The organism is Variovorax sp. CF079 (assembly GCF_900101545.1).
Taxonomy (GTDB): domain Bacteria; phylum Pseudomonadota; class Gammaproteobacteria; order Burkholderiales; family Burkholderiaceae_C; genus Variovorax.
On sequence record NZ_FMZU01000008.1, the window covers coordinates 186,452 to 205,991 of the forward strand.

At 66.8% G+C, this 19,540-nt stretch carries 15 protein-coding genes; 8 read left to right on the forward strand and 7 right to left on the reverse strand.

The features are described from left to right. Positions 1-302 precede the first annotated feature (302 nt). From BLS74_RS12940 to BLS74_RS12970, 7 genes are read left to right on the forward strand one after another with little or no spacing between them, the layout of a single operon-like run. A complete protein-coding gene (locus tag BLS74_RS12940) occupies positions 303-1,025 on the forward strand; it encodes a sugar transferase (protein WP_093106635.1) in 723 nt (240 codons plus the stop codon). Then, on the forward strand, positions 1,022-2,458 hold the full coding sequence (locus BLS74_RS12945) for a mannose-1-phosphate guanylyltransferase/mannose-6-phosphate isomerase (protein ID WP_093106637.1): 1,437 nt from the start codon (positions 1,022-1,024) through the stop codon (positions 2,456-2,458). Before BLS74_RS12940 ends, BLS74_RS12945 begins: the two co-directional genes overlap by 4 nt. A 58-nt stretch (positions 2,459-2,516) precedes the next feature. Further along, on the forward strand, positions 2,517-3,485 hold the full coding sequence (locus BLS74_RS12950; RefSeq protein ID WP_093106640.1) for a GDP-L-fucose synthase: 969 nt from the start codon (positions 2,517-2,519) through the stop codon (positions 3,483-3,485). A 30-nt stretch (positions 3,486-3,515) separates the two neighbouring features. Next, entirely contained in the window at positions 3,516-4,490 is a 975-nt protein-coding gene (locus tag BLS74_RS12955; RefSeq protein ID WP_139191676.1) for a hypothetical protein, read from the forward strand. A gap of 37 nt (positions 4,491-4,527) precedes the next feature. Continuing rightward, positions 4,528-5,874, forward strand: a complete 1,347-nt coding sequence (locus BLS74_RS12960) for a hypothetical protein (protein ID WP_093106646.1) — start codon at positions 4,528-4,530, stop codon at positions 5,872-5,874. Further along, the gene (locus tag BLS74_RS12965) at positions 5,871-7,034 is read left to right on the forward strand and encodes a glycosyltransferase (RefSeq protein WP_093106649.1); all 1,164 of its coding nucleotides are present in this window, start codon (positions 5,871-5,873) and stop codon (positions 7,032-7,034) included. Before BLS74_RS12960 ends, BLS74_RS12965 begins: the two co-directional genes overlap by 4 nt. A 3-nt stretch (positions 7,035-7,037) precedes the next feature. Beyond that, a complete protein-coding gene (locus tag BLS74_RS12970) occupies positions 7,038-8,282 on the forward strand; it encodes a glycosyltransferase WbuB (RefSeq protein ID WP_093106652.1) in 1,245 nt (414 codons plus the stop codon). A gap of 40 nt (positions 8,283-8,322) precedes the next feature. On the opposite strand, the gene BLS74_RS12975 is transcribed toward BLS74_RS12970, so the two are convergent. From BLS74_RS12975 to hemC, 7 genes are all read right to left on the reverse strand, one after another. Further along, a complete protein-coding gene (locus BLS74_RS12975; protein WP_244503856.1) occupies positions 8,323-10,533 on the reverse strand; it encodes a polysaccharide biosynthesis tyrosine autokinase in 2,211 nt (736 codons plus the stop codon). A 44-nt stretch (positions 10,534-10,577) separates the two neighbouring features. Next, on the reverse strand, positions 10,578-11,021 hold the full coding sequence (locus BLS74_RS12980; protein ID WP_348272427.1) for a low molecular weight protein-tyrosine-phosphatase: 444 nt from the start codon (positions 11,019-11,021) through the stop codon (positions 10,578-10,580). 7 nt (positions 11,022-11,028) lie between these two features. Further along, positions 11,029-12,162 carry a polysaccharide biosynthesis/export family protein gene (locus BLS74_RS12985; protein WP_244503857.1) on the reverse strand — a complete coding sequence of 378 codons (1,134 nt, stop codon included), beginning with the start codon at positions 12,160-12,162 and terminating at the stop codon, positions 11,029-11,031. Positions 12,163-12,415: 253 nt separating this feature from the next. Beyond that, positions 12,416-13,699, reverse strand: coding sequence for a heme biosynthesis protein HemY (locus tag BLS74_RS12990; RefSeq protein WP_093106661.1), 1,284 nt, complete (start codon positions 13,697-13,699; stop codon positions 12,416-12,418). A gap of 18 nt (positions 13,700-13,717) precedes the next feature. Then, on the reverse strand, positions 13,718-14,797 hold the full coding sequence (locus BLS74_RS12995; protein WP_093106664.1) for a uroporphyrinogen-III C-methyltransferase: 1,080 nt from the start codon (positions 14,795-14,797) through the stop codon (positions 13,718-13,720). Continuing rightward, positions 14,794-15,567: a uroporphyrinogen-III synthase gene (locus BLS74_RS13000; RefSeq protein WP_093106858.1), complete on the reverse strand. Its 774-nt coding sequence runs from the start codon at positions 15,565-15,567 to the stop codon at positions 14,794-14,796. The genes BLS74_RS12995 and BLS74_RS13000 overlap by 4 nt, the downstream gene beginning before the upstream one ends. A 4-nt stretch (positions 15,568-15,571) precedes the next feature. Then, positions 15,572-16,489, reverse strand: a complete 918-nt coding sequence (gene hemC / locus BLS74_RS13005; protein ID WP_093106667.1) for a hydroxymethylbilane synthase — start codon at positions 16,487-16,489, stop codon at positions 15,572-15,574. An 83-nt stretch (positions 16,490-16,572) separates the two neighbouring features. Between hemC and ppc the strand changes: the two genes are divergently transcribed. Then, positions 16,573-19,407 carry a phosphoenolpyruvate carboxylase gene (gene ppc / locus BLS74_RS13010; protein WP_093106670.1) on the forward strand — a complete coding sequence of 945 codons (2,835 nt, stop codon included), beginning with the start codon at positions 16,573-16,575 and terminating at the stop codon, positions 19,405-19,407. The last annotated feature ends 133 nt before the right edge of the window (positions 19,408-19,540 follow it).

Consider the following 19,540-nt stretch of genomic DNA (forward strand, 5'->3'; position numbering starts at 1 on the left):
CAAGAACTAAGTCACGAAATCGATGAACGGCGCTTGCAAACAACACTCACTCGTCAATAAGCGTTAACATGTTGTCATACAAAAGACCTACACCTCAGGCGAATATGCTGCACTGCACCAAATCAGTGTAGAGGCTTGTTCACAGAGTGCGCAACTTACATCGCTCAACGAAGGGTGTACGTCTTTTGTTCACAAGACAACGAAGGAATCTTGTGTTCAAATTCTTGCGAATAGTAGTAAAGCGTTACACTGCCACGCTCTGACTCTGAAGTTGAGGCAGCACCCGTCTGGGGGATATTTAAATGTTTCGTTCCGACTCGACCGCACACGGCAACGTGGTCCGACGCTTCACCCCTGATGGCGGCGGATCGTCCGCGCCTCCAGCGTACGTACAACCACGCAGACTCACTCGTCTCGAACGCGCGACGAAGCGCGCCATCGACATCGTGGGCGCGCTGACCTTCTTCATTCTCTTCGGGCCCCTCTATCTGCTCGTTGCACTCGGCGTGCGCATCAGCATGGGCCGTCCGGTCCACTTCTGGCAGAACCGCCTTGGAGAAAGCGGCCAGAGGTTTCGCTTCTACAAGTTCCGCTCGATGGTGCACAACTCCGAAGTGGTGCTGGACGAATTCCTGAGCCGCAACGACATGGCCCGCACCGAGTGGGACACTTTTCAGAAGCTCGAGAAGGATCCGCGCATCACGCCCATCGGCCAGTTCATCCGCAAGCTGAGCCTCGACGAACTGCCCCAGTTCTGGAACGTGCTCAAGGGCGACATGAGCCTGGTCGGTCCGCGCCCCTGCATGGAGCGTCAGCGCAGCCTCTACGGCAAGGGCTGGGAACACTATTGCGCCATGCGCCCCGGGATCACGGGCCTGTGGCAGGTCAGCGGCCGCAACCGCCTGTCCTACGCAAGACGGGTCGAACTCGACATGGAGTACGTCAGCAACTGGTCGTTGTGGCTCGACATCAAGATTCTGTTGAAGACCGTGCGTGCAGTCATCACCGGAGAGGGTTCGAGGTGAGCGTCATTCAGCCGATCGTCCTCTGCGGCGGCAGCGGCACCCGCCTGTGGCCGCTGTCGCGCAAGACCCTGCCCAAGCAATTCGTCCCGCTGATCGACAACAAGAACCTGCTGGTGCTCACGCTCGAACGTCTCCGTCGGTTGAATACCGAGGTGACTTGCGTTGCGGCAGAAGAGCACCGCTTCCTGGTTCAGGAAAGCATCGAAGCAGCGGATGTTTGCGGCAAGCAACTGCTCGAGCCGATGGCACGCAACACGGCGGCCGCCATGTCGGCGATTGCCCTTCTGGCCGACCCGGAACAACTGCTGCTGTTCGCACCCGCCGATCACCACATCCCGGATGCAGACCGCTTCGTCGCCACGATTCAGAAGGGGATTCCTGCCGCGCTGGCCGGATACCTCGTGACTTTCGGTGTGGAGCCGACTTTTCCCAGTACCGCCTACGGCTACATCCGCCAGGGCAACAAGCTCGATGAGGCATTGGGCGAAGAGGCGGGTCATGCCGTGGCCGCATTCGTCGAGAAGCCGGCAGCCTCGCACGCGGAGCAGCTGCTGCTCGCGGGCGGCCACCTCTGGAACGCCGGCATCCTGCTGGTCCAGGCCAAGGTGCTGATCGCCGCAGTCGAGCAACACGCGCCCGACATCCTCGAAAGCTGCAGGCTGGCCACCGCGGCCATCGAAACGGACGGCGATTTCCTGCGCATGGACAGCGCCGCATTCGGCCGCTGCCGCAGCCAGAGCATCGACTACGCGGTGCTCGAAAAATGCGACCGGGTTGCCGTCATTCCCTTCCAGGGTCGCTGGAGCGATGTCGGCAGCTGGAACGCGGTCGCCGAGTTGCACGACGTGGACGGCGACGGCAACCGGATCAGCGGCCAGGGTTTTGCCATGGGTGCGCGCAACACCTTCATCTATGCGCCCAATCGTCCCGTCGTGGCCCTGGGCACCAAGGATCTGCTGGTGGTCGACACGCCGGATGCGCTTCTGGTTGCGCACAGCGACTGTGCCGAACAGGTCAAGGACGTGGTCGCCTTGCTCACGACACAGGGCCACAGCCAGGCCACCCGGCATCGCCGCATTCCGCGACCATGGGGCGCCTACGACAGCATCGACGACGGCGAGCGCTTCGCCGTCAAGCGCCTGACGGTCAAGCCGGGTGCGCACCTTGCGCTGCGAATGCACCACCATCGTGCCGAACACTGGGTCGTGGTCAAGGGAACGGCCAGAGTGGTGTGCGACGACAAGGTGCTCCTGGTCAAGGAAAACGAATCGATCTACATTCCCGTTGGCGCCCGATACAAGCTGGAAAATGCCGGCAAGACCATCCTCGAGGTGATCGAAGTCCAGACGGGCGGCTACCTCGGCGAGGACGACATCGTGCGCTTCGACGATCTGCCCGAGCGTGCCGACGGTCAACGCAGACGACTCGCCTGATCGCTCCGGCCGGGGGAGCACCGGGCCCAACCTTCACCCCGTACCAAGGTCTATTTCCATGAGCGAGTTTCAGAAGCGGATTTTCGTCGCGGGGCACCGCGGCATGGTGGGCAGCGCCATCGTGCGATGCCTGGTCGAGAAGGGCTACACCAACCTCGTCACCCGGAGTCGTGCCGAACTCGACCTGACGGACCAGGCGCAGGTCCGGGCCTTCTTCGCCGAGGAAAGGCCGCAGGAGGTCTATGTAGCGGCGGCCAAGGTCGGCGGCATCCACGCCAACAACAGCTATCCGGCGGAGTTCATCTATTCGAACCTGATGGTCGAAGCCAACCTGATCCACGAGGCCTGGCGCACCGGCGTGAGCAAGCTGCTCTTTCTCGGCTCGAGCTGCATCTATCCGCGGCTCGCGGCACAGCCGATGGCAGAGGACGCACTCCTGACCGGCAAGCTGGAGCCGACCAACGAGCCCTACGCCGTCGCCAAGATCGCCGGCATCAAGCTCTGCGAAAGCTACAACCGCCAGTACGGCTGCGACTTCCGCAGCGTGATGCCAACCAACCTCTATGGCCCGGGCGACAACTACCATCCCGAGAACAGCCACGTGCTGCCCGCGATGATCCGCCGCTTCCACGAAGCCAAGCTCGCAGATGCGCCCTCGGTCGTGATCTGGGGCACGGGGACTCCGAAGCGGGAGTTTCTCTACGTCGACGACATGGCAAGCGCCTGCGTCCACGTGATGGACCTTCCGCGCGAGATCTACGCGGCCCATACGGAGCCCACGGCCAGCCACATCAATGTCGGCAGCGGCGAAGACCAGTCGATCGCGGAACTGGCGCAGCTGGTGAGCGAGGTGGTGGGCTACCGCGGCACCATCCGCTGCGACACGAGCAAGCCCGATGGCGCGCCGCGCAAGCTGCTCGACATTTCGCGGATTCGTCAACTCGGCTGGAAGCCCAGGATGACGCTGCGCGCCGGCGTGGAGCGCGCTTACGAGGATTTCTGCAGCGAAGAACTCATCCCTTCCTGAGGACCTGAATTCCCTGCGTCGATGCCCAGCATGAATGCCACCTCCATCTCTCTGATTCCGCCCGGCACGGGCGGCGTGCGGGACTATGCGACGGTGCTGGGCAATCCGCTCCACGCGCCGCTGATGGAGCTGACACGCAACACCGACACCGCGTCGCTGAAGGGAGAGTTCCTGCTCCTGCATTTCAGCGGCTACGGTTTCCAGAAGCGCGGCATTCCGCTGTGGCTGGTCAAGAAGATCGACGGCTTGCGCACCCAGTTCAAGGCCTTCGGCATCGTCTTCCATGAACTCTTCGCGACCGGCCCGCCGTGGGGCTCGGCGTTCTGGCTCAGCGGCTGCCAGCAGCGGATCGCGCGCGACCTGCTGCTCCTGTCCGATTTCTGGCTGACGAACCGGGAGGAATCCGCGCGCTGGCTGCTGGAGCGTTCCCAGGCCACGCCGCACCGGGTGCTGCCGGTGTTCTCGAATGTGGGCGAGCCCGCCTCGATCGAGACCGAACGGCAGCGCAAGCTGGTGGTTTTCGGCAGCGCCGGCATCCGCGCCCAGTCCTACGAATGGTCGGACGGCGAACTCTTCCGCTGCGCCAAGCGCAACGGCCTCGAGATCCATGACATCGGTCCGGCGATGCCGGGAGGCCCGCTCTCCCAGCGACTGGTGCAGGAGGGCGTGATCGCGCACGGCAAGCTGTCGGCCGAACAGGTGAGCCTGGCGCTGTCCAGCGCGGACTACGGCGCCCTCGCCTACCCGCCGGACTACGTGTCCAAGAGCAGCATCTTCGCAGCCTACAGTTCACACGCCGTCTGTCCCATTCTGCTGTCGGACGAGTATGGCGTGCACGACGGCCTGACGCCCAATGTGCACTATGCTCGTGGCTTCGACGCGGTCGACCGGTCGGCCGTCGATCCGCGCGTCATCGGACACGAAGCGCACAAGTGGTATGAACCGCATCGCATCGATGCGCATGTCGCTGCGCTTCGGACAATGACCATCGAGGTGCAAAGGTGAGCAACAGCAACGGCATGCAATCCGGAAGGACGCGACCATGAGCGCGATCGCCGCAAGCGTCCCTCGCGCGACGAACCAGGCCGCGTCGCTCAGCCGCGCCGGCCAGCTTTTTCTTGCCGTATTCCTGATCGTCATTTTCGAAGGCGCGGTGCGCAAGTGGGTGTCCTCCGCGTCCACGCTTCCCTTGATCCTTCTGCGCGACCTGCTGGCCCTCGCGCTGGTCGTCTACGCCTTGAGGCACGGCTACCTGAGGCGCCACAAGAAGATCACGGCCGTCATGCTCGCATGGTCCTGCCTGGTGCTCGGCTGGGGACTGCTGCAGCTCGTCGGCGGCGAAAGCTCGCCGGTCGTGTTTGTGATCGGCCTGCGTTTCTGGCTCCTGTACACGTGGTTCGCCGTCGCGGCGGCCGCCGCCATGAACGAAACGGACTACCGGGCTGCGATCCTTGCGGCAGCCCTCGTGATGCTGCTGCTGGCACCGCTGGCCGTGCTGCAGCACTACTCGCCTCCCGGCGCGCGTATCAACACCCAGTTGGACGGCGACGAGGAAAGCGTCTTCGTCGCGGTGGTGGGCGTGGTCCGCACCACCGGGACCTTCAGCTTCACCTCCGGCTATGCCACCTACTTGACGATGGTGGCGCCGCTGGTGTTCGGCATTCTGGGCGCCAGGAAGCGAAACACCAGGCAGTTCCTGTTTGCGATGGCCGTCTTCGTGGCCTTCGTCACCGGCGCGCTGGTGAGCGGCTCCAGAACGGCGGCGATCACCTCGGGCATGATGCTCATGGCCTACCTGCTCGGCAGGCTGCTGTTCTCGAAGGCGCGCAACAAGGTGGGCGCAGCGGTCGCGGTCGTCGTCGTGCTCGCGATGACGGCGCTCTTCGCCTACGTTTTCCGCGATGCCATCGGCGTCACGCAGACACGCTTCGAGCAGGCGGCGCAGGCAGAAGACTTCGGCGAACGGGTTCTTACCGTTCTGTTCGGCGAACCCTGGGTCTACGATCTCATGAGCTGGCTGGGCTACGGCGTGGGCTTCGGATCCAACCTCGCGACCTACGTTCGCACAGGCGCGGCGGATGTCTTCGCGCTCGCGGAAGCCGAAGGCGGCCGCATCCTGATGGAGGGCGGCCTGCTGGGAGTCGCCTACATCGCACTCAAGTACCTGGCGCTGGCCGTCGGCCTGCTGTCGAGCCTGCGGGCCTCGATCAAGACGAATTCCCCCTATGCGGTGCTGGTATGGCTCACCACCGCGCTCGCCGTGGTCAGCTGGCCTGCGCTCGGCCAACTGACGGCCAATGCCCTGCTCGGCATCATGCTGGCCTACGCCCTCTTGGTTCTCCGCTATCCGAGGCTCGAAATCTTCCCAAGCCGCGCCTCGCGATCGTGAGACTGCTTCATCTCATTCCATCCGTCGATCCCCGGGGCGGAGGCCCCATCGAGGGAGTCCGGCGGATCCATGATGCGCTGGCGGGCATGGGGCACGAAGGCGACCTCGTGAGCCTGGACAGCCCCGACGCCGGCTTCCTTGCCGACTATCCGGGCAAGGTGATCGCGACCGGCCCCTCGATCTCGAGCTATGGCTACAACGAGCGCCTGGTGCCGTGGCTCAAGGCGCACGCCGGCGACTATGACGCCGTCATCGTCAACGGGCTCTGGCAGTACGTCGGCTTCGCCGCCTGGCGCGCCCTGCACGGCTCGTCCACGCCCTATTTCGTCTACAGCCACGGCATGCTCGATCCGTGGTTCAAGCACCGCTACCCGCTCAAGCACCTCAAGAAGTGGCTCTACTGGCCCTGGGGCGAATACCGCGTGCTGCGCGATGCGTCCGCCGTGCTCTTCACCTGCGAGGAAGAACGCCTGCTCGCACGGCAGTCGTTCTGGCTCTATCGCTGCCGAGAGGTGGTCGGCTCCTATGGCACCACCGTGCCGCCGCAGGACGCCAAGGCCTTGTCCGAGGCATTTCTTTCGTCCTTTCCCGAGCTGAGGCAGAAGCGCCTGCTGCTGTTCCTGGGCCGCATCCACGAGAAGAAAGGCTGCGACCTGCTGATCGACGCCTTTGCGCGCACGGCGGCCGATGCACCGGATGTCCATCTGGTGATGGCAGGCCCCGGCGACGAAGACTTGACCCGTCAATTGCAAAGCCGGGCGGCCAGCCTCGGCATCGCCTCGCGCGTCAGCTGGACCGGCATGCTGTCGGGCGACTTGAAATGGGGCGCGTTCCACGCGTGCGAAGTGTTCTGCCTGCCCTCGCACCAAGAGAACTTCGGCATCGCGGTGGCGGAGGCGCTGGCCTGCAGCCGGCCGGTGCTGATCAGCGACAAGGTCAACATCTGGCGCGAGATCGCGGCCGACCACGCGGGCTTCGTCGAGTCCGACACGCTGGATGGCACGATCGCGTTGCTGCGACGCTGGCTGGACTCGACCCCCGCCGAACTCGCGGCGATGCGCGTCGCCGCGCTGCGCTGCTTCGACAGCCGGTTCCAGATGGAGCAGGTGGCGCAAATGCTGGTGCGCACCATTCGCGAACACTCGCCGCAACCCGCCTGATCCATGAAGCTGCTCGTCTACGGAATCAATTTCGCGCCGGAACTGACCGGCATCGGCAAATACACCGGAGAAATGGTCGCGTGGCTGGCCGCGCGAGGACACGAGGTGCGCGTGGTGACCGCGCCGCCCTACTACCCCGACTGGGCGGTTTGGCCGGGCTACCGCGCCTCGCGCTACACGCAAGAGACCTGGCGCGGCGCCACGGTGCTGCGCACGCCGCTGTGGGTGCCGCGCAAGGTCAGCGGCGCGAAGCGTCTTCTGCACCTGGCGAGCTTCGCGCTGGCCAGCGTGCCGGCCCTGTTCGCGCAATGGCGCTGGAAGCCCGACCTCGTGTGGGTGACGGAGCCACCGCTCTTCTGCACGCCGGCGGCGCTGGTCTTCGCGCGGCTGCGTTCGGCCAAGACCTGGCTGCACATCCAGGATTACGAAGTCGACGCCGCCTTCGAGCTCGGGCTGCTCAAGGGCGCACGCCTGCGCGCCTTCGTTGCCGCGGTCGAGCGCGGCCTGATGCGCCGCTTCGACCGCATCTCCACCATTTCACAGCGCATGATCGAGCGCGCGAGCAGCAAGGGCATCGAGGACGCGCGACTGATTTCCCTGCCCAACTGGGCCGACGTCTCGGCCATCCAGCCGTTGCAAGCGGACAGCCCCTACCGCGCCGAACTGGGCATCCCGTCCGATGCCGTGGTCGCCCTCTATTCGGGGAACATGGGTGCCAAGCAGGGGCTGGAACTGCTGGCCGAGATGGCCCTCATGCTGAAGGACCAGCCCAACCTCCACTTTGTGTTCTGCGGCAACGGCGCCGGCCGCGCCGAACTGATGAAGCGCTGCGAGCAGCTCGCCAACGTCCGCTTTCTCGATCTGCAGCCGGTCGATCGGCTCGGCGACCTGCTGGGCCTGGCGGACATCCATCTGCTGCCCCAGCGCGCGGATGCGGCGGACCTGGTGATGCCCTCCAAGCTCACCGGCATGCTGAGCAGCGGAAGGCCCGTGGTGGCCGGCGCACGTGCCGAGACCGAGCTCGGCAAGGTCGCATCCGAATGCGGCGTCGCCGTGCCGCCCGATGATGCAAAAGCTTTTGCTGCAGCAGTGGTCTCGCTGGCTTCGCAGCCCGGGCTTCGGAGCGAACTGGGGCTGCGTGCCCGCGCCTATGCCGAAGCGCGATTCGATCGCGATGCCGTGCTGGCACAGTTCGAACGCGATCTGCAGGCCTGCGTGGCGCGCATGGCGCACCGTCCGGCCACCTGACGCCGCCCTGCTGCGCCGGGCAGCCGCCCGGCGCCTTCCGTCACTGCTCTTCGGGCAGGATGCTCTCGTAGTTGTAGTTGGTGTAGCGGTAGCGGCCGTACTTGTACGGGGCATAGGCCCGACGGCCCACATCCATCGCATTGAGCAGCACGCCGGTGGCAGCCTTGCCGCCCATCGCCAGACGGCGCGTGCTTTCCTTGAGTTCGCCCATGGTGGACTGGTCGGCGCGCGCCACCAGCAACACCGTGCCTGCATGCGTCGCGACCGTGGAGGTGTCGGCGGCGACCAGCACCGGCGGCGTGTCGATGACGACCAGGTCGTACTGCTCGGACAGGCGCTCGAGCGCCGTCTTGAACGAGTCCGACACCAGCAGTTCCGACGGGTTAGGAGGCAGTTGGCCCGTGGCCAGGAAGTCCAGGTTGGGAACCACCTGGCGGTGCACGGTCTGCTGCACCGTCAAGCTGCCTGCGATCAGCTCCGAGAGCCCGCCGTGGCGCTGCAAGCCGAAGTACTGGTGCGTGTGGCCGCGCCGCAGGTCGGCGTCGATCAAGAGCGTGCGCTTGCCGGCAGCGGCCATGAGGGCGGCGAAGTTCGCCGTCACGAAGCTCTTGCCGACGCCTGGGGTGGGCCCGGTGATCAGCACGCGGTTGTTCGGCGACTCCAGCATCGCGAACTGCATGGCCGTGCGCAGGCTGCGCAGGCTTTCCACGGCCGGATCGTCCGGACTCTCGATCGCCAGCAAGCGGACGCCGGTGGCGCCGCTCAAGCGTCGCTTCGCGATCGCACTTTGCGCAGGACTGAGCGGAATGGTCGAGAAGACCGGCAGGCCGGTATCGGCTTCCACCTCGTGCGGGTCTCGCAGGCGCTGCTCGATGAAGGAGCTGCGCACGAACGCGGCGACGATGCCGAGGAACAAGCCCAGGGCCAGCGCGGCCGCGACGATGACCTTGCGGTTCGGCTTGACCGGAACCTGTGGCACCACCGCCTCGTCGAGCACGCGGACGTTGCCGATCTTGCCTTCCTTCACCAGGCGCAGCTGCAGCGCGTTGTTGAGCAGCTGCTGGTACAGCTCGGTGTTGACCTTGACGTCGCGCTCCATGCGCACCGCCTCCTGCTGGATGGCAGGCAGGCCCTTGATGCGAGCCTGGATCTCGCCCATGTCGGTCTTCAACGCCGCGATCTGGCTGTCGAGCGTCTGCACGGCCGGATGCGCGGAGGTGAAGCGGGCCTCGAGCTCGCGCCGGCGCTGCTGGGCATCCAGCAACTTGGTCTGGCGATCGACCGCCTGGCCCAGGACCAGCGCCGCTTCCTCGCTGAAGGCCACAGTGCCCTTCTGGTTGCGATAGCGGTTGTAGACCTCTTCCGACGCCTCCAGCTGCTTCTTGAACTGCGGCAGCTGGACATCGAGGAAGGCCAGCGTCTTCTGCGCCTCGGCGGCCTTGCGCTCGATGTTCTGCTTGACGTACTGATCGCCCACGGCATTTAGCACGCGCGTCAGCTTGAAGGGGTCCGTGTCCTGCAGGGCCACGTTGATGATGCCGGAGGTTTTGCCCCGCTCGGTCAGTATCAGGCTGGACTGCAACGCGATGGTGGTCGGCAGCATCGCGTAGCGGTAAAGATTGAACAACGCGCCCGGCTTGCCGGCGAGTTCGGTCACTGTCAACTCGATCGGCCCGCTGCCGGTGTCGGCCTTCAGCGGCGTGCCGACGGTGCCGGTGAGCTGCTGCATGCCGGGATAGTCGAGCGTGTACTGCTTGTCGGCTTTCGCCGTCACCGTGAACAGCCCGCCTTCCATGTGGGTCGGCACGTCGAACTTCGACACCAGGATGCGTTCTGTTCCCGACACATAGCCATCGAGACCCAGGAAACCGGGCTCGGAAAGGCCCGTGGCTCGCCGCGCCAGCCAGCCGCCGACGTAGGGCACATAGCGCGGGCTCGCCGCAATGTAGAGCTTGGTCGCTTCCACCGCCTGGCCGGCGATCATGCGCGAGCGGATGATCTCGATCTCGGCATTGGCCGGCGTCTTCACGTCGATCAGGCCACCGGCCTCGCTGAGAATGCCCTTGCCGCCGGTGCCCGTGTCCTCGACCTGAACCACCATGTTGGACTCGTAGATCGGCCGCTCCAGGAACGCGTAGGTGGCACCGATCAGGAACACGACGAGGGTGATCGCCGCGATCAGCCACTTGTTCGAGAGCAGCACGTCGATGTAACGCCCGATGTCCAGGTCGTCCTCGTCCGCGCTGCTCATGATCTGCGAGGTGGGGCTTGTTTTGGGAGTGAGAGTGGAATTCATCAACTGGATACTCTTGAAATGCGTTTGACCCACTGCTGCGCACCGCCTTCAATGAGCGCAAGCGACCGTTCGAAAGCGCTGCGACCCGCGCGGTACGGATCGGGCACGTCCTGGTCGCCGAACTCGCAGAGGCGAAACACCTTGCCGGCGGCGAAGAGGTAGCGTTCCTGGACCGTGCGGCGCTGCTCGCGATCCATCACGAGGATCAGATCGGCGCGCTGGCACATGTCGAGATTGAGCTGCCGCGCCCGATGTTTTTCGAGGCTGATGCCGCGCGCGTCCATCAGTTCGCAGGCGATCGGATCCGCGCGCTGGCCGGCCATGGCCTGGAGGCCCGCCGAACTGATCTGCACGCCGGGCAAGGCCGCGGCCACCAGGCCTTCGGCCATCGGGCTGCGGCAGATGTTTCCGATGCACACGACGAGGACGTTCCGGATGGTCACGGTCTGCCTATCGCCCAGTCGTGCCGCCGCGCGAGCCCAGATCGCGATAAGAAGTCGCGGTCGTGGCCGTCGGAAGGATCAGGCTCAGGACGCGGTTCCACTGCACGAGCGGGACCGGATCGACATAGACCACGTCCTTGGGACGCAGCGCAAAGCCGTCTGCAAGCGCAATCGCCGTCGGCGTGCGCGCATCGAGGTGGAAGATCGCCTGGCCTTCGGTCTCGTTGCGGATCACGTAGATCTGGCGCGGATTCGCAGTCCCCAGATTGACGCCGCCGACCTCGGTCAGCGCATCGTTCAGGCTGAGCCTGCCGTTGCGCATCATCACGCCGGTCTGGATGCCCACCTCACCCATCACCGTGACCTTGCGCTCGTCGCGGCCGCGCACCATCACCATGTCGCCCGACTTCAGCGGGATGCGGCTCGGGTCGATCCCTGCCTCTGCCAACGCCATCAGGTCGAGGGGAATGGTCCTGCCGTCGCGCGTGAGGTTGATGGCGGAACGGTCGCCCGTCGGGGCCAGGCCGCCGGCACGGTTGAGCGCCTCGGCGAGCGTCATCGGGATGTCGGTGAACACCATCAGGCCGGGAAGCCTGACCTCACCTTCGATGTAGGCGCGCTTGCTGCGAAAGGCCTGGACGCGAACGCTGAGCTGGGGATTCTTGAAGACCCGCGACAGCCGCTGCACGAGCGTGTTCTCCAGTTCCTGGACGGTCATGCCGTCAACCTTCAGCGCACCGACGTAGGGGAAGCTCAGCTGCCCGGTGTTCGACACGATGAAGCCGGGCGCCGGCGACACGCTGGCCGGATCGGCCACCGTGGTGGCGGGGATCGCGCTGAACACGATCTCCGGGTGGTCGTAGACCACGATGCCGACCACGTCGCCCGGCCCGATCTTGTAGACCTCGGGGGTGCCGACCAGCGCCTTGACCTCGGGCGGAACCGAATTCCCGACCGCAGCGCGCTGCGCCCGGATCAGCTGGGGCGTGATCGAGGTGATCGCACCGGGCGGCGGCGGATCGATCTCGGAGGTCGAAAAGCCCGACGGCGAGACGGCCTGGGCGGCGTCGTTGCTGGCGGAACGGAACCCCGGTGCCAATGGCGCGCACGCCTGCAGCAGCAGGCCGGCCGAGGCAAACAAAGCGGTGTGTAATAGAAAACGTTTCAAACCCAACTCCGCGTTCGTGACCAGAATGAATACTTTTGCAATCAGTTACGACTGTACATCAGTCAGCGCTGAGGTCAAATTCTTTCTCGGCGTAGATCATTAGGCAGAGAAAAAATGCGCGTGTAGGCAGAAACGCCGAGACAGCGAAAGCTTCCGTATTGGCCGTGGATATTTGATAGTTAGCTATCAATAAGATAGCTAACCGAGCCTCGGAATAGGCCTAATTTCAGGGGTTCTCGGTCTGCGCCGCACGCTTCCAGGCGGCGGAAGCCTGATCGGCGTCGTCCCGAGCCTCGGCCAGCTGGGCCAGAGCCTGCCAGCTTCGCCGATGCAGGTTCGGGTCCTGTAACGCCAAGCCAGCTTGCGTGAGCAATTGTTGCGCCTTGCCCCAGAGCTGACGCTTCATGCAGGCCATGCCGGCCAGGTACTGCAGGTTGGCGTCGCGCGGGTTGTTCCGCTGCGCCGACTCGATGCGCGCCAGCCATTCGGCATCGACCGAGTCCAGACCCGCTTCGAGCGCCCGCACCAGCTTCACGCGCAAGGACTCGCCGAGGCTCTGGGGCTGCGCCACCATGCGCTCCCAGACCGGCAGCAGCCATGCGCGCGCCAGCGTGAGATCGCCACGCAGCGCCACCATGCGCTGGGCCGCGTGGATCGCGACCTCCGGCATCTCGCGCTCCCAGGCCTCGAACTCACCCCAGGCGCGCAGCAGCTGGGCCGGGTCGTGCGCGCCCGAGAGCAATTCGGTCGCCAGCCCACGCACGATGCTCTGCGCGGCCGAATCCGAGAAGGCGCGATGCTTGGCCAGCAGCCGCGCGGTTTCGAGCGCCTCGAGGGTGCGCCGGTCCTGGCGCGCCGCCTTCAGCCGCAGCCGCAAGGCCAGCGTGCGCCGCTGCGCGCCCTGCGGCAGTTCCGCAAGCCGCGCCAGCGCCGCAGGCGCATCGCGGTCGTCGAGCGCCCAGCGGGCGGCGCGCAGCTGCACGCCTTCGCGCGTTTCGAGACTCGCGAGAACTGCGCGATCGGCGCTCTCGTTGAGCGCCTGCTGCAGATGCGCATCGCGCGCCGCGCGATCCTGCAGCGCCTGCGCGCTCTCGGCCGCGAGCAGGTGCGACAGCACCCGCACCTGCTGGGCCTGCGGCAGCCGCGCGTCGAGCGCGGCCAGCGTTCTTTCCTGCGTGAGCGCCGCCTGCGCCGCCTTGCGCGCGCGCGAGAAGCGGCCGGCCAGCAATTGCGCCAGCGCGTCGAGCAGGGCCGCGTACAGGGCGCGCTCCTTTTGCTGCAGGCGCCACTGGCGCGCCTGCCTGGGCAGCGAGAACAGGGCCGACAGGCCGCGCAGCGCCACATAAAGCAGGCCGAAGGCCGCCAGCAGGAGCAGCAGCACGAGATTCAGGGAGAGGTCGACCCGCCACGGCGGCCAGAAGACGGTGACCGTGCCCTGGTTGTTGCCGGCGAACAGTGCCACCGCGGCCGCGATGCCGAACAGGGCGAGAAACCAGAGTGCCGCGCGCATTTAGGGCCTGCCCTAATCCTAGCGCCCGGCAGCAGCCGTCGCGAGCGCGGTCAGCGTTTCGTCGATGCGCGGCGGCTCGCTGGTTCTGACTTGCGCCTGCAGCTGCTGCACCAGCGTGGCGGCGGCCTGGACGCGGCGCGAGGCCGGATCGAAATAGCGGTTGAGCGAAGCCGACACGGTGGCCAACTCGTTGCGCGCCGTGTCGACCTGCCGCGACAGCAGGGCCAGACGCGCATTGAGGAGCTGGAGCTTCAGGTTCTCGCGCAGGAAGAAGGTCTGGTCCGGCGAGAGCAGCACGGCTTCGGGCCGCTCGATGCGCCCCACGCGCAGCAGCGAGCGCGCCTCGCCGCGCACGATCAGCAGGAAGCGCTGCCACCAGGGCGCGTCGGCCGGCACCGGCTCGGCCTGCCACGAATTGAGGCCCGCACCGCGCACGGCGACCGCATTCAGCGGCGGCAGATCGTCGACGCTGCGCATCAGTTCGTCGAGCTTCTGCAGCGCTTCGCCGCTGTCCGCGCTGGCGCTGGTGCGCAGGCGGTCGGCATCGCGCTGCATCGCGCGCTGAAGAGGCGCGAGCCGCGGCTGCGCGGCACGCGCGATGCGCAGGTCGCCGGCCTTGAGCGCCGCCAGCAGCGGCTGCACGTTGCCCGTGACCTGCGCCTGCTGCAGCGCCAGGCGCACGGCCGACTCGATGTCGACCACCAGGTTCTCGTCACGCGAACGCGACAGGCTCTGCATCAGCTCCTCGAGCTGCGAACGCTGCAGTGCGACTTCGGCGACACGGGTTTCGGTCAGGGCCAGCCGCCCGGCCGTGTCGCGCACCACCTCCTGTGCTTGCCGCGCCAGGGTGCGGGCCTCCATGGATTGCGCCAAGGCATCGGCGCTCTGGCGCGCGAGCTGCTCCTGCATGCCGCTGACCTTCTGCCAGAGCGCCACAGCGATCACCAGCGCCACCACCGCGACGACGGCCAGCAAGCCCACCACGACCCTGGAGAGAACGGCCGATGCCGCCGCGGGCGTGACCTGCAGCGTGGCCGGCAGGGGCGCACGCGCTGCGGGTTCCTGCAGGCTATCGTTCAACACGGAGGCATCGCTCATGCGAAGGATTCTATCGACGCGACCAGCGTCACCAGGCCGGGGGAAGAGACACGCACCGTGCCGAAACCCGCATTCCGCGCGGCCTCGGCGATGCGGGCATGGGTGGCGATCGCGCGTGCCGAGCGCCAGCTCGTTGCCGGTAGCGCGCGGCACAGGTTGGCGATGGCTTCGGAGCTGCTGAAGAGCCAGATGGCACGGCCGCCCGCACCTTCGGCGGCCACTTGCCGCTCGGCAGCACCCCAGGACGGAACCAGCCGCCGATAGGCCACCACCGTATCGCAGACACCGCCGACAGCGGCGATCTCGCGCGCCAGCCAGTCGCGCCCCGCCGGCTGTCCCGAAGCAGCGCCGCCGCGCACGATCAGCACGCGCGCACCCGGACGCACCTGCGGCTGCACGCGCGCCCACAGGGCTTCGGAATCGAACTGTTCGGCATCGGCGGGCGGCGCATCGATCGACGAAGCAGGCACGCCGGCCGCCTGCAGGGCGCCGCAGGTGCCGGGCCCGGTGGCCCAGAAGCGCTGGCGCAGCACAGAGGGGAGCGCGCCGCCGGCGCGAAAAAAGTGCTCGGCAGCCGCGGCGCTCACGAACATCAGCGCGTCGTAGTCAGGCAAGCGTTGGCGTGCCGCCTGCAGTTCCGCCGGATCGTCGAGCGGCTCGATCACGATCAACGGCAGCGAAACGGCATCCAATCCCGCGGCGCGCAGTTCGCCCACCCAGCGCGCCGCCTCGCGCGCGGGGCGCGTGACGATCACTGGGGCGGACGGCATCTCATCAGTGAGCGCCGGCGTCGCGCAGCAGCTTCGCGGCACCCACGCCCAGCGCATCGGCCTGCGCGAAGTCTGAGGCTTCGGCCAGCGCGTGAATCTTCACCAAAGGCGCCGCCGCGTCGGGGTCGCCCCAGGCCGCGTCGATGCGCAGGCTGCCGTCGGGCTGCCAGCGTGCATGGGCCGCAAGCGGCATCGAGCAACTCCCGCCCATGGCGCGGCTGACGGCGCGCTCGGCCGTGGTGGCGAGCCAGTCGCTCTGCTTCGACAGCGGCGCCAGCAACGCGATCAAGTCGGCGCGATCGGCGCGCACCTCGATGCCGAGCGCGCCCTGCCCGGCCGCGGGCAGCATCGCATCGGGCTCGAAGACGGCGCGGATGCGGCCCTCGAGGCCGAGCCGCTTGAGTCCGGCCGCGGCGAGCACGATGGCGTCGTATTGACCTTCGTCGAGCTTGCGCAGGCGCGTGTCGAGATTGCCGCGCAGCGGCTCGATGCGCAGGTCGGGCCGCAGCGCGTGCAGCAGCACCACGCGGCGCAGGCTGGAAGTGCCGACGACCGCGCCCTGGGGCAGCGCATCGAGCGAGGCATAGCGCGGCGACACCAGCGCATCGCGCGGATCTTCGCGCGGCAGCACGCAGGCCAGCGCGAAGCCCTCGGGCAGATCCATCGGCACGTCCTTGAGGGAGTGCACCGCGATGTCGGCGCGCCCTTCCTCGAGCGCAAGCTCGAGCTCCTTCACGAACAGGCCCTTGCCGCCGACCTTGGCGAGCGAGCGGTCGAGGATCTGGTCGCCGCGGGTGGTCATGCCGAGCAGGCTGACCGTATGGCCTCGGGCCTGGAGCAAGGACTGCACGTGCTCGGCTTGCCAAAGGGCCAGCCGGCTCTCGCGCGTGGCGATCACGATGTTGCTCAAGGCCATTTCCATTGCTGTGGGGGATCGGTGGAATGCTAGCATGTTGCATCGCAACAACGCATGCGCCAATCGGGTCCGACGAGGAGAAATTTCGAATGAAAACAGCCCCCACCACCGCTTCCGCACCCCGGCGCCGCAACAGCGACGAACAGCCGCTGATCGACGACATCCGCCTGCTCGGCCGCATCCTCGGCGACGTGATCCGCGAGCAGGAGGGCGAAGACAGCTATGCGCTGGTCGAGAAGATCCGCACGCTCTCGGTGTCTTTCCGCCGCGATGCCGACCATGCGGCCGACCGCGCGCTCAAGAACCTGCTCAAGGGCCTGAGTGCGGCCGAGACGGTGCGCGTGATCCGCGCCTTCACCTACTTCAGCCACTTGGCGAACCTGGCCGAGGACCGCCACCAGATCCGGCGCCGCACCGAGGCCGAGCGCGCCGGCGAGAACGCCGAGGGCAGCCTCGAGGTCGCGCTGGCACGCATCCGCAAGGCGGGCATCGCGCCGAAGGCCGTGGTCGAGTCGCTCGCCCACAGCTACGTGTCGCCGGTGCTCACCGCCCATCCGACCGAGGTGCAGCGCAAGAGCATCCTCGACGCCGAGCGCGCCATCGCGCAGCTGCTCACGGCACGAGACGAGATCAAGCTGCACCAGCATGCCTTCGCGGGAAAGAAGGACACGCTGACGCCGCGCGAGTACGCCGAGAACGAAAGCCAGATGCGCACGCGCGTCACCCAGCTCTGGCAGACGCGGCTGCTGCGCTTCTCCAAGCTCACCGTGGCCGACGAGATCGAGAACGCGCTGAGCTACTACGAGGCCACCTTTCTGCGCGAGATCCCGCGCGTCTATGCCGAGCTCGAAGCGGCGCTGGGCCAGGGCGCCATCGCGCCCTTTCTGCGCATGGGCCAGTGGATCGGCGGCGACCGCGACGGCAATCCCAACGTCACGGCCGAAACCCTCGAGTACGCGCTGCGCCGCCAGGCCGAACTGGCGCTGCGCCACTACCTGACCGAGGTGCATTTCCTCGGCGGCGAGCTGTCGCTGTCGGCCACGCTGGTTGATGTGTCGGTCGAGATGCAGGCGCTGGCCGAGCGCTCGCCCGACAAGAGCGAGCACCGCGTCGACGAGCCCTACCGCCGCGCGCTGACCGGCGTCTATTCGCGGCTGGCGGCCACGCTGCGCGAACTCACCGGCGGCGAGGCCGCGCGCCATGCGGTCGCGCCGCAGAACCCCTACACGCAGGCCGAAGAATTCCTGGCCGACCTGCGCACCATCGAAGACTCGCTCACCGACAAGCACGGCTCCGTGCTGGTCGCGCAGCGCCTGCGCCCGCTGATCCGCGCGGTCGAGGTGTTCGGTTTCCATCTCGCGACGGTCGACCTCCGGCAGAGCTCCGACAAGCACGAGGCCGTGGTGGCCGAACTGCTCGCCACCGCGCGCATCGAGCCCGGCTACGCCGCGCTGGCCGAGGAGGCCAAGCAGACGCTGCTGCTGCGCCTGCTCGACGATGCCCGCCCGCTGCGCGTGCCCGATGCCGAGTACTCGCCGCTGGCGCAAAGCGAGATCGCAATCTTCGCCGCCGCCCGCAAGGCCCGCGCGCGCTACGGCGCGGCCGCCATCCGCCACTACATCATCAGCCACACCGAGACCGTCAGCGACCTGCTGGAGGCGCTGCTGCTGCAGAAGGAAGTGGGCCTGCTGCGCGGCACGCTGGAAGAGAACGCCACCTGCGACCTGATCGTGGTGCCCTTGTTCGAAACCATCGAAGACCTGCGCAACGCGGCGCCGATCGTGCGCGCCTTCTACGCCTTGCCCGGCATCCAGGCGCTGGTGCAGCGCTCGGGCGCCGAACAGGACGTGATGCTCGGCTACAGCGACAGCAACAAGGACGGCGGCATCTTCACCAGCAACTGGGAGCTTTATCGCGCGGGCACCGCGCTTGTGGCGTTGTTCGACGAGCTCAACAAGAAATCGAAGACCTCCATCCGCCTGCGCATGTTCCACGGCCGCGGCGGCACGGTGGGACGCGGCGGCGGACCGAGCTACCAGGCCATCCTCGCGCAGCCGCCCGGCACGGTGCGCGGCCAGATCCGCCTGACCGAACAGGGCGAGGTGATCGGCTCCAAGTACGCCAACCGCGAGATCGGCCGGCGCAACCTCGAAACCCTGGTCGCCGCCACGCTGGAAGCCACCCTGCTGCCCTCCGCCAAGGCCGCGCCCGCAAGCTTCCTGGCGGCTGCCGGCGAGCTCTCGGCGGCCAGCATGGCGGCGTATCGCGAACTGGTCTACGAGACACCCGGCTTCGGCGACTACTTCTTCAGCGCCACGCCGATCCGCGAGATCTCCGAGCTCAACATCGGCTCGCGCCCCGCTTCGCGCAACCCCAGCCGAAAAATCGAAGACCTGCGCGCCGTGCCCTGGAGCTTCAGCTGGGGCCAGTGCCGGCTCACGCTGCCGGGCTGGTATGGCTTCGGTTCGGCGATCGAGCAGTTCCTCGCGGCCGCGGGCAGCGCCGCGGCGCGCAAGGAGCGGCAGGCGCTCCTGCAGCGCATGGTCGCGCAGTGGCCCTTCTTCAGCACGCTGCTGTCGAACATGGACATGGTGCTCGCCAAGAGCGACCTGGCCCTGGCCTCGCGTTATTCGGAACTGGTGGCCGACCGCAAGCTGCGCCAGAAGGTGTTCTCGATGATCGATGCCGAATGGCACCGCACTTCCGACGCACTGACGCTGATCACCGGCGCGAAACAGCGGCTCGAAGGCAATGTCGACATGCAGCGTTCGATTCGCCACCGCTTCCCCTACATCGATCCGCTGCACCATCTGCAGGTCGAGCTGATGCGCCGCTGGCGCGCGGGACAGGACGATGAGCGCCTGCAGCGCGGCATCCACATGTCGATCAATGGCGTGGCGGCGGGCCTGCGAAACACCGGCTGAGAAGCCGGCGAGAACGCCGTGTACGCCGCTTCCTACGTGAACATCCGGCGAAGCAGAAATTAGGGGCTTTGAAGGAAGAGTACCCTGTCCCCTACGTTCAAAGTTCTCGCAATCGCGCGGCAGCTCAAGGCTC

What these genes read in the sequence shown, in the direction of transcription:
- BLS74_RS12950 (WP_093106640.1), top strand. Translation starts at nt 2,517, where the DNA reads ATGAGCGAGTTTCAGAAGCGGATTTTCGTCGCGGGGCACCGCGGCATG.
- hemC (WP_093106667.1), bottom strand. Translation starts at nt 16,489, where the DNA reads ATGGAAATGGCCTTGAGCAACATCGTGATCGCCACGCGCGAGAGCCGG.
- BLS74_RS12990 (WP_093106661.1), bottom strand. Translation starts at nt 13,699, where the DNA reads ATGCGCGCGGCACTCTGGTTTCTCGCCCTGTTCGGCATCGCGGCCGCG.
- BLS74_RS12940 (WP_093106635.1), top strand. Translation starts at nt 303, where the DNA reads ATGTTTCGTTCCGACTCGACCGCACACGGCAACGTGGTCCGACGCTTC.
- BLS74_RS12955 (WP_139191676.1), top strand. Translation starts at nt 3,516, where the DNA reads ATGAATGCCACCTCCATCTCTCTGATTCCGCCCGGCACGGGCGGCGTG.
- BLS74_RS12975 (WP_244503856.1), bottom strand. Translation starts at nt 10,533, where the DNA reads ATGAGCAGCGCGGACGAGGACGACCTGGACATCGGGCGTTACATCGAC.
- BLS74_RS12995 (WP_093106664.1), bottom strand. Translation starts at nt 14,797, where the DNA reads ATGAGCGATGCCTCCGTGTTGAACGATAGCCTGCAGGAACCCGCAGCG.
- BLS74_RS12970 (WP_093106652.1), top strand. Translation starts at nt 7,038, where the DNA reads ATGAAGCTGCTCGTCTACGGAATCAATTTCGCGCCGGAACTGACCGGC.
- BLS74_RS12960 (WP_093106646.1), top strand. Translation starts at nt 4,528, where the DNA reads ATGAGCGCGATCGCCGCAAGCGTCCCTCGCGCGACGAACCAGGCCGCG.
- ppc (WP_093106670.1), top strand. Translation starts at nt 16,573, where the DNA reads ATGAAAACAGCCCCCACCACCGCTTCCGCACCCCGGCGCCGCAACAGC.
- BLS74_RS13000 (WP_093106858.1), bottom strand. Translation starts at nt 15,567, where the DNA reads ATGCCGTCCGCCCCAGTGATCGTCACGCGCCCCGCGCGCGAGGCGGCG.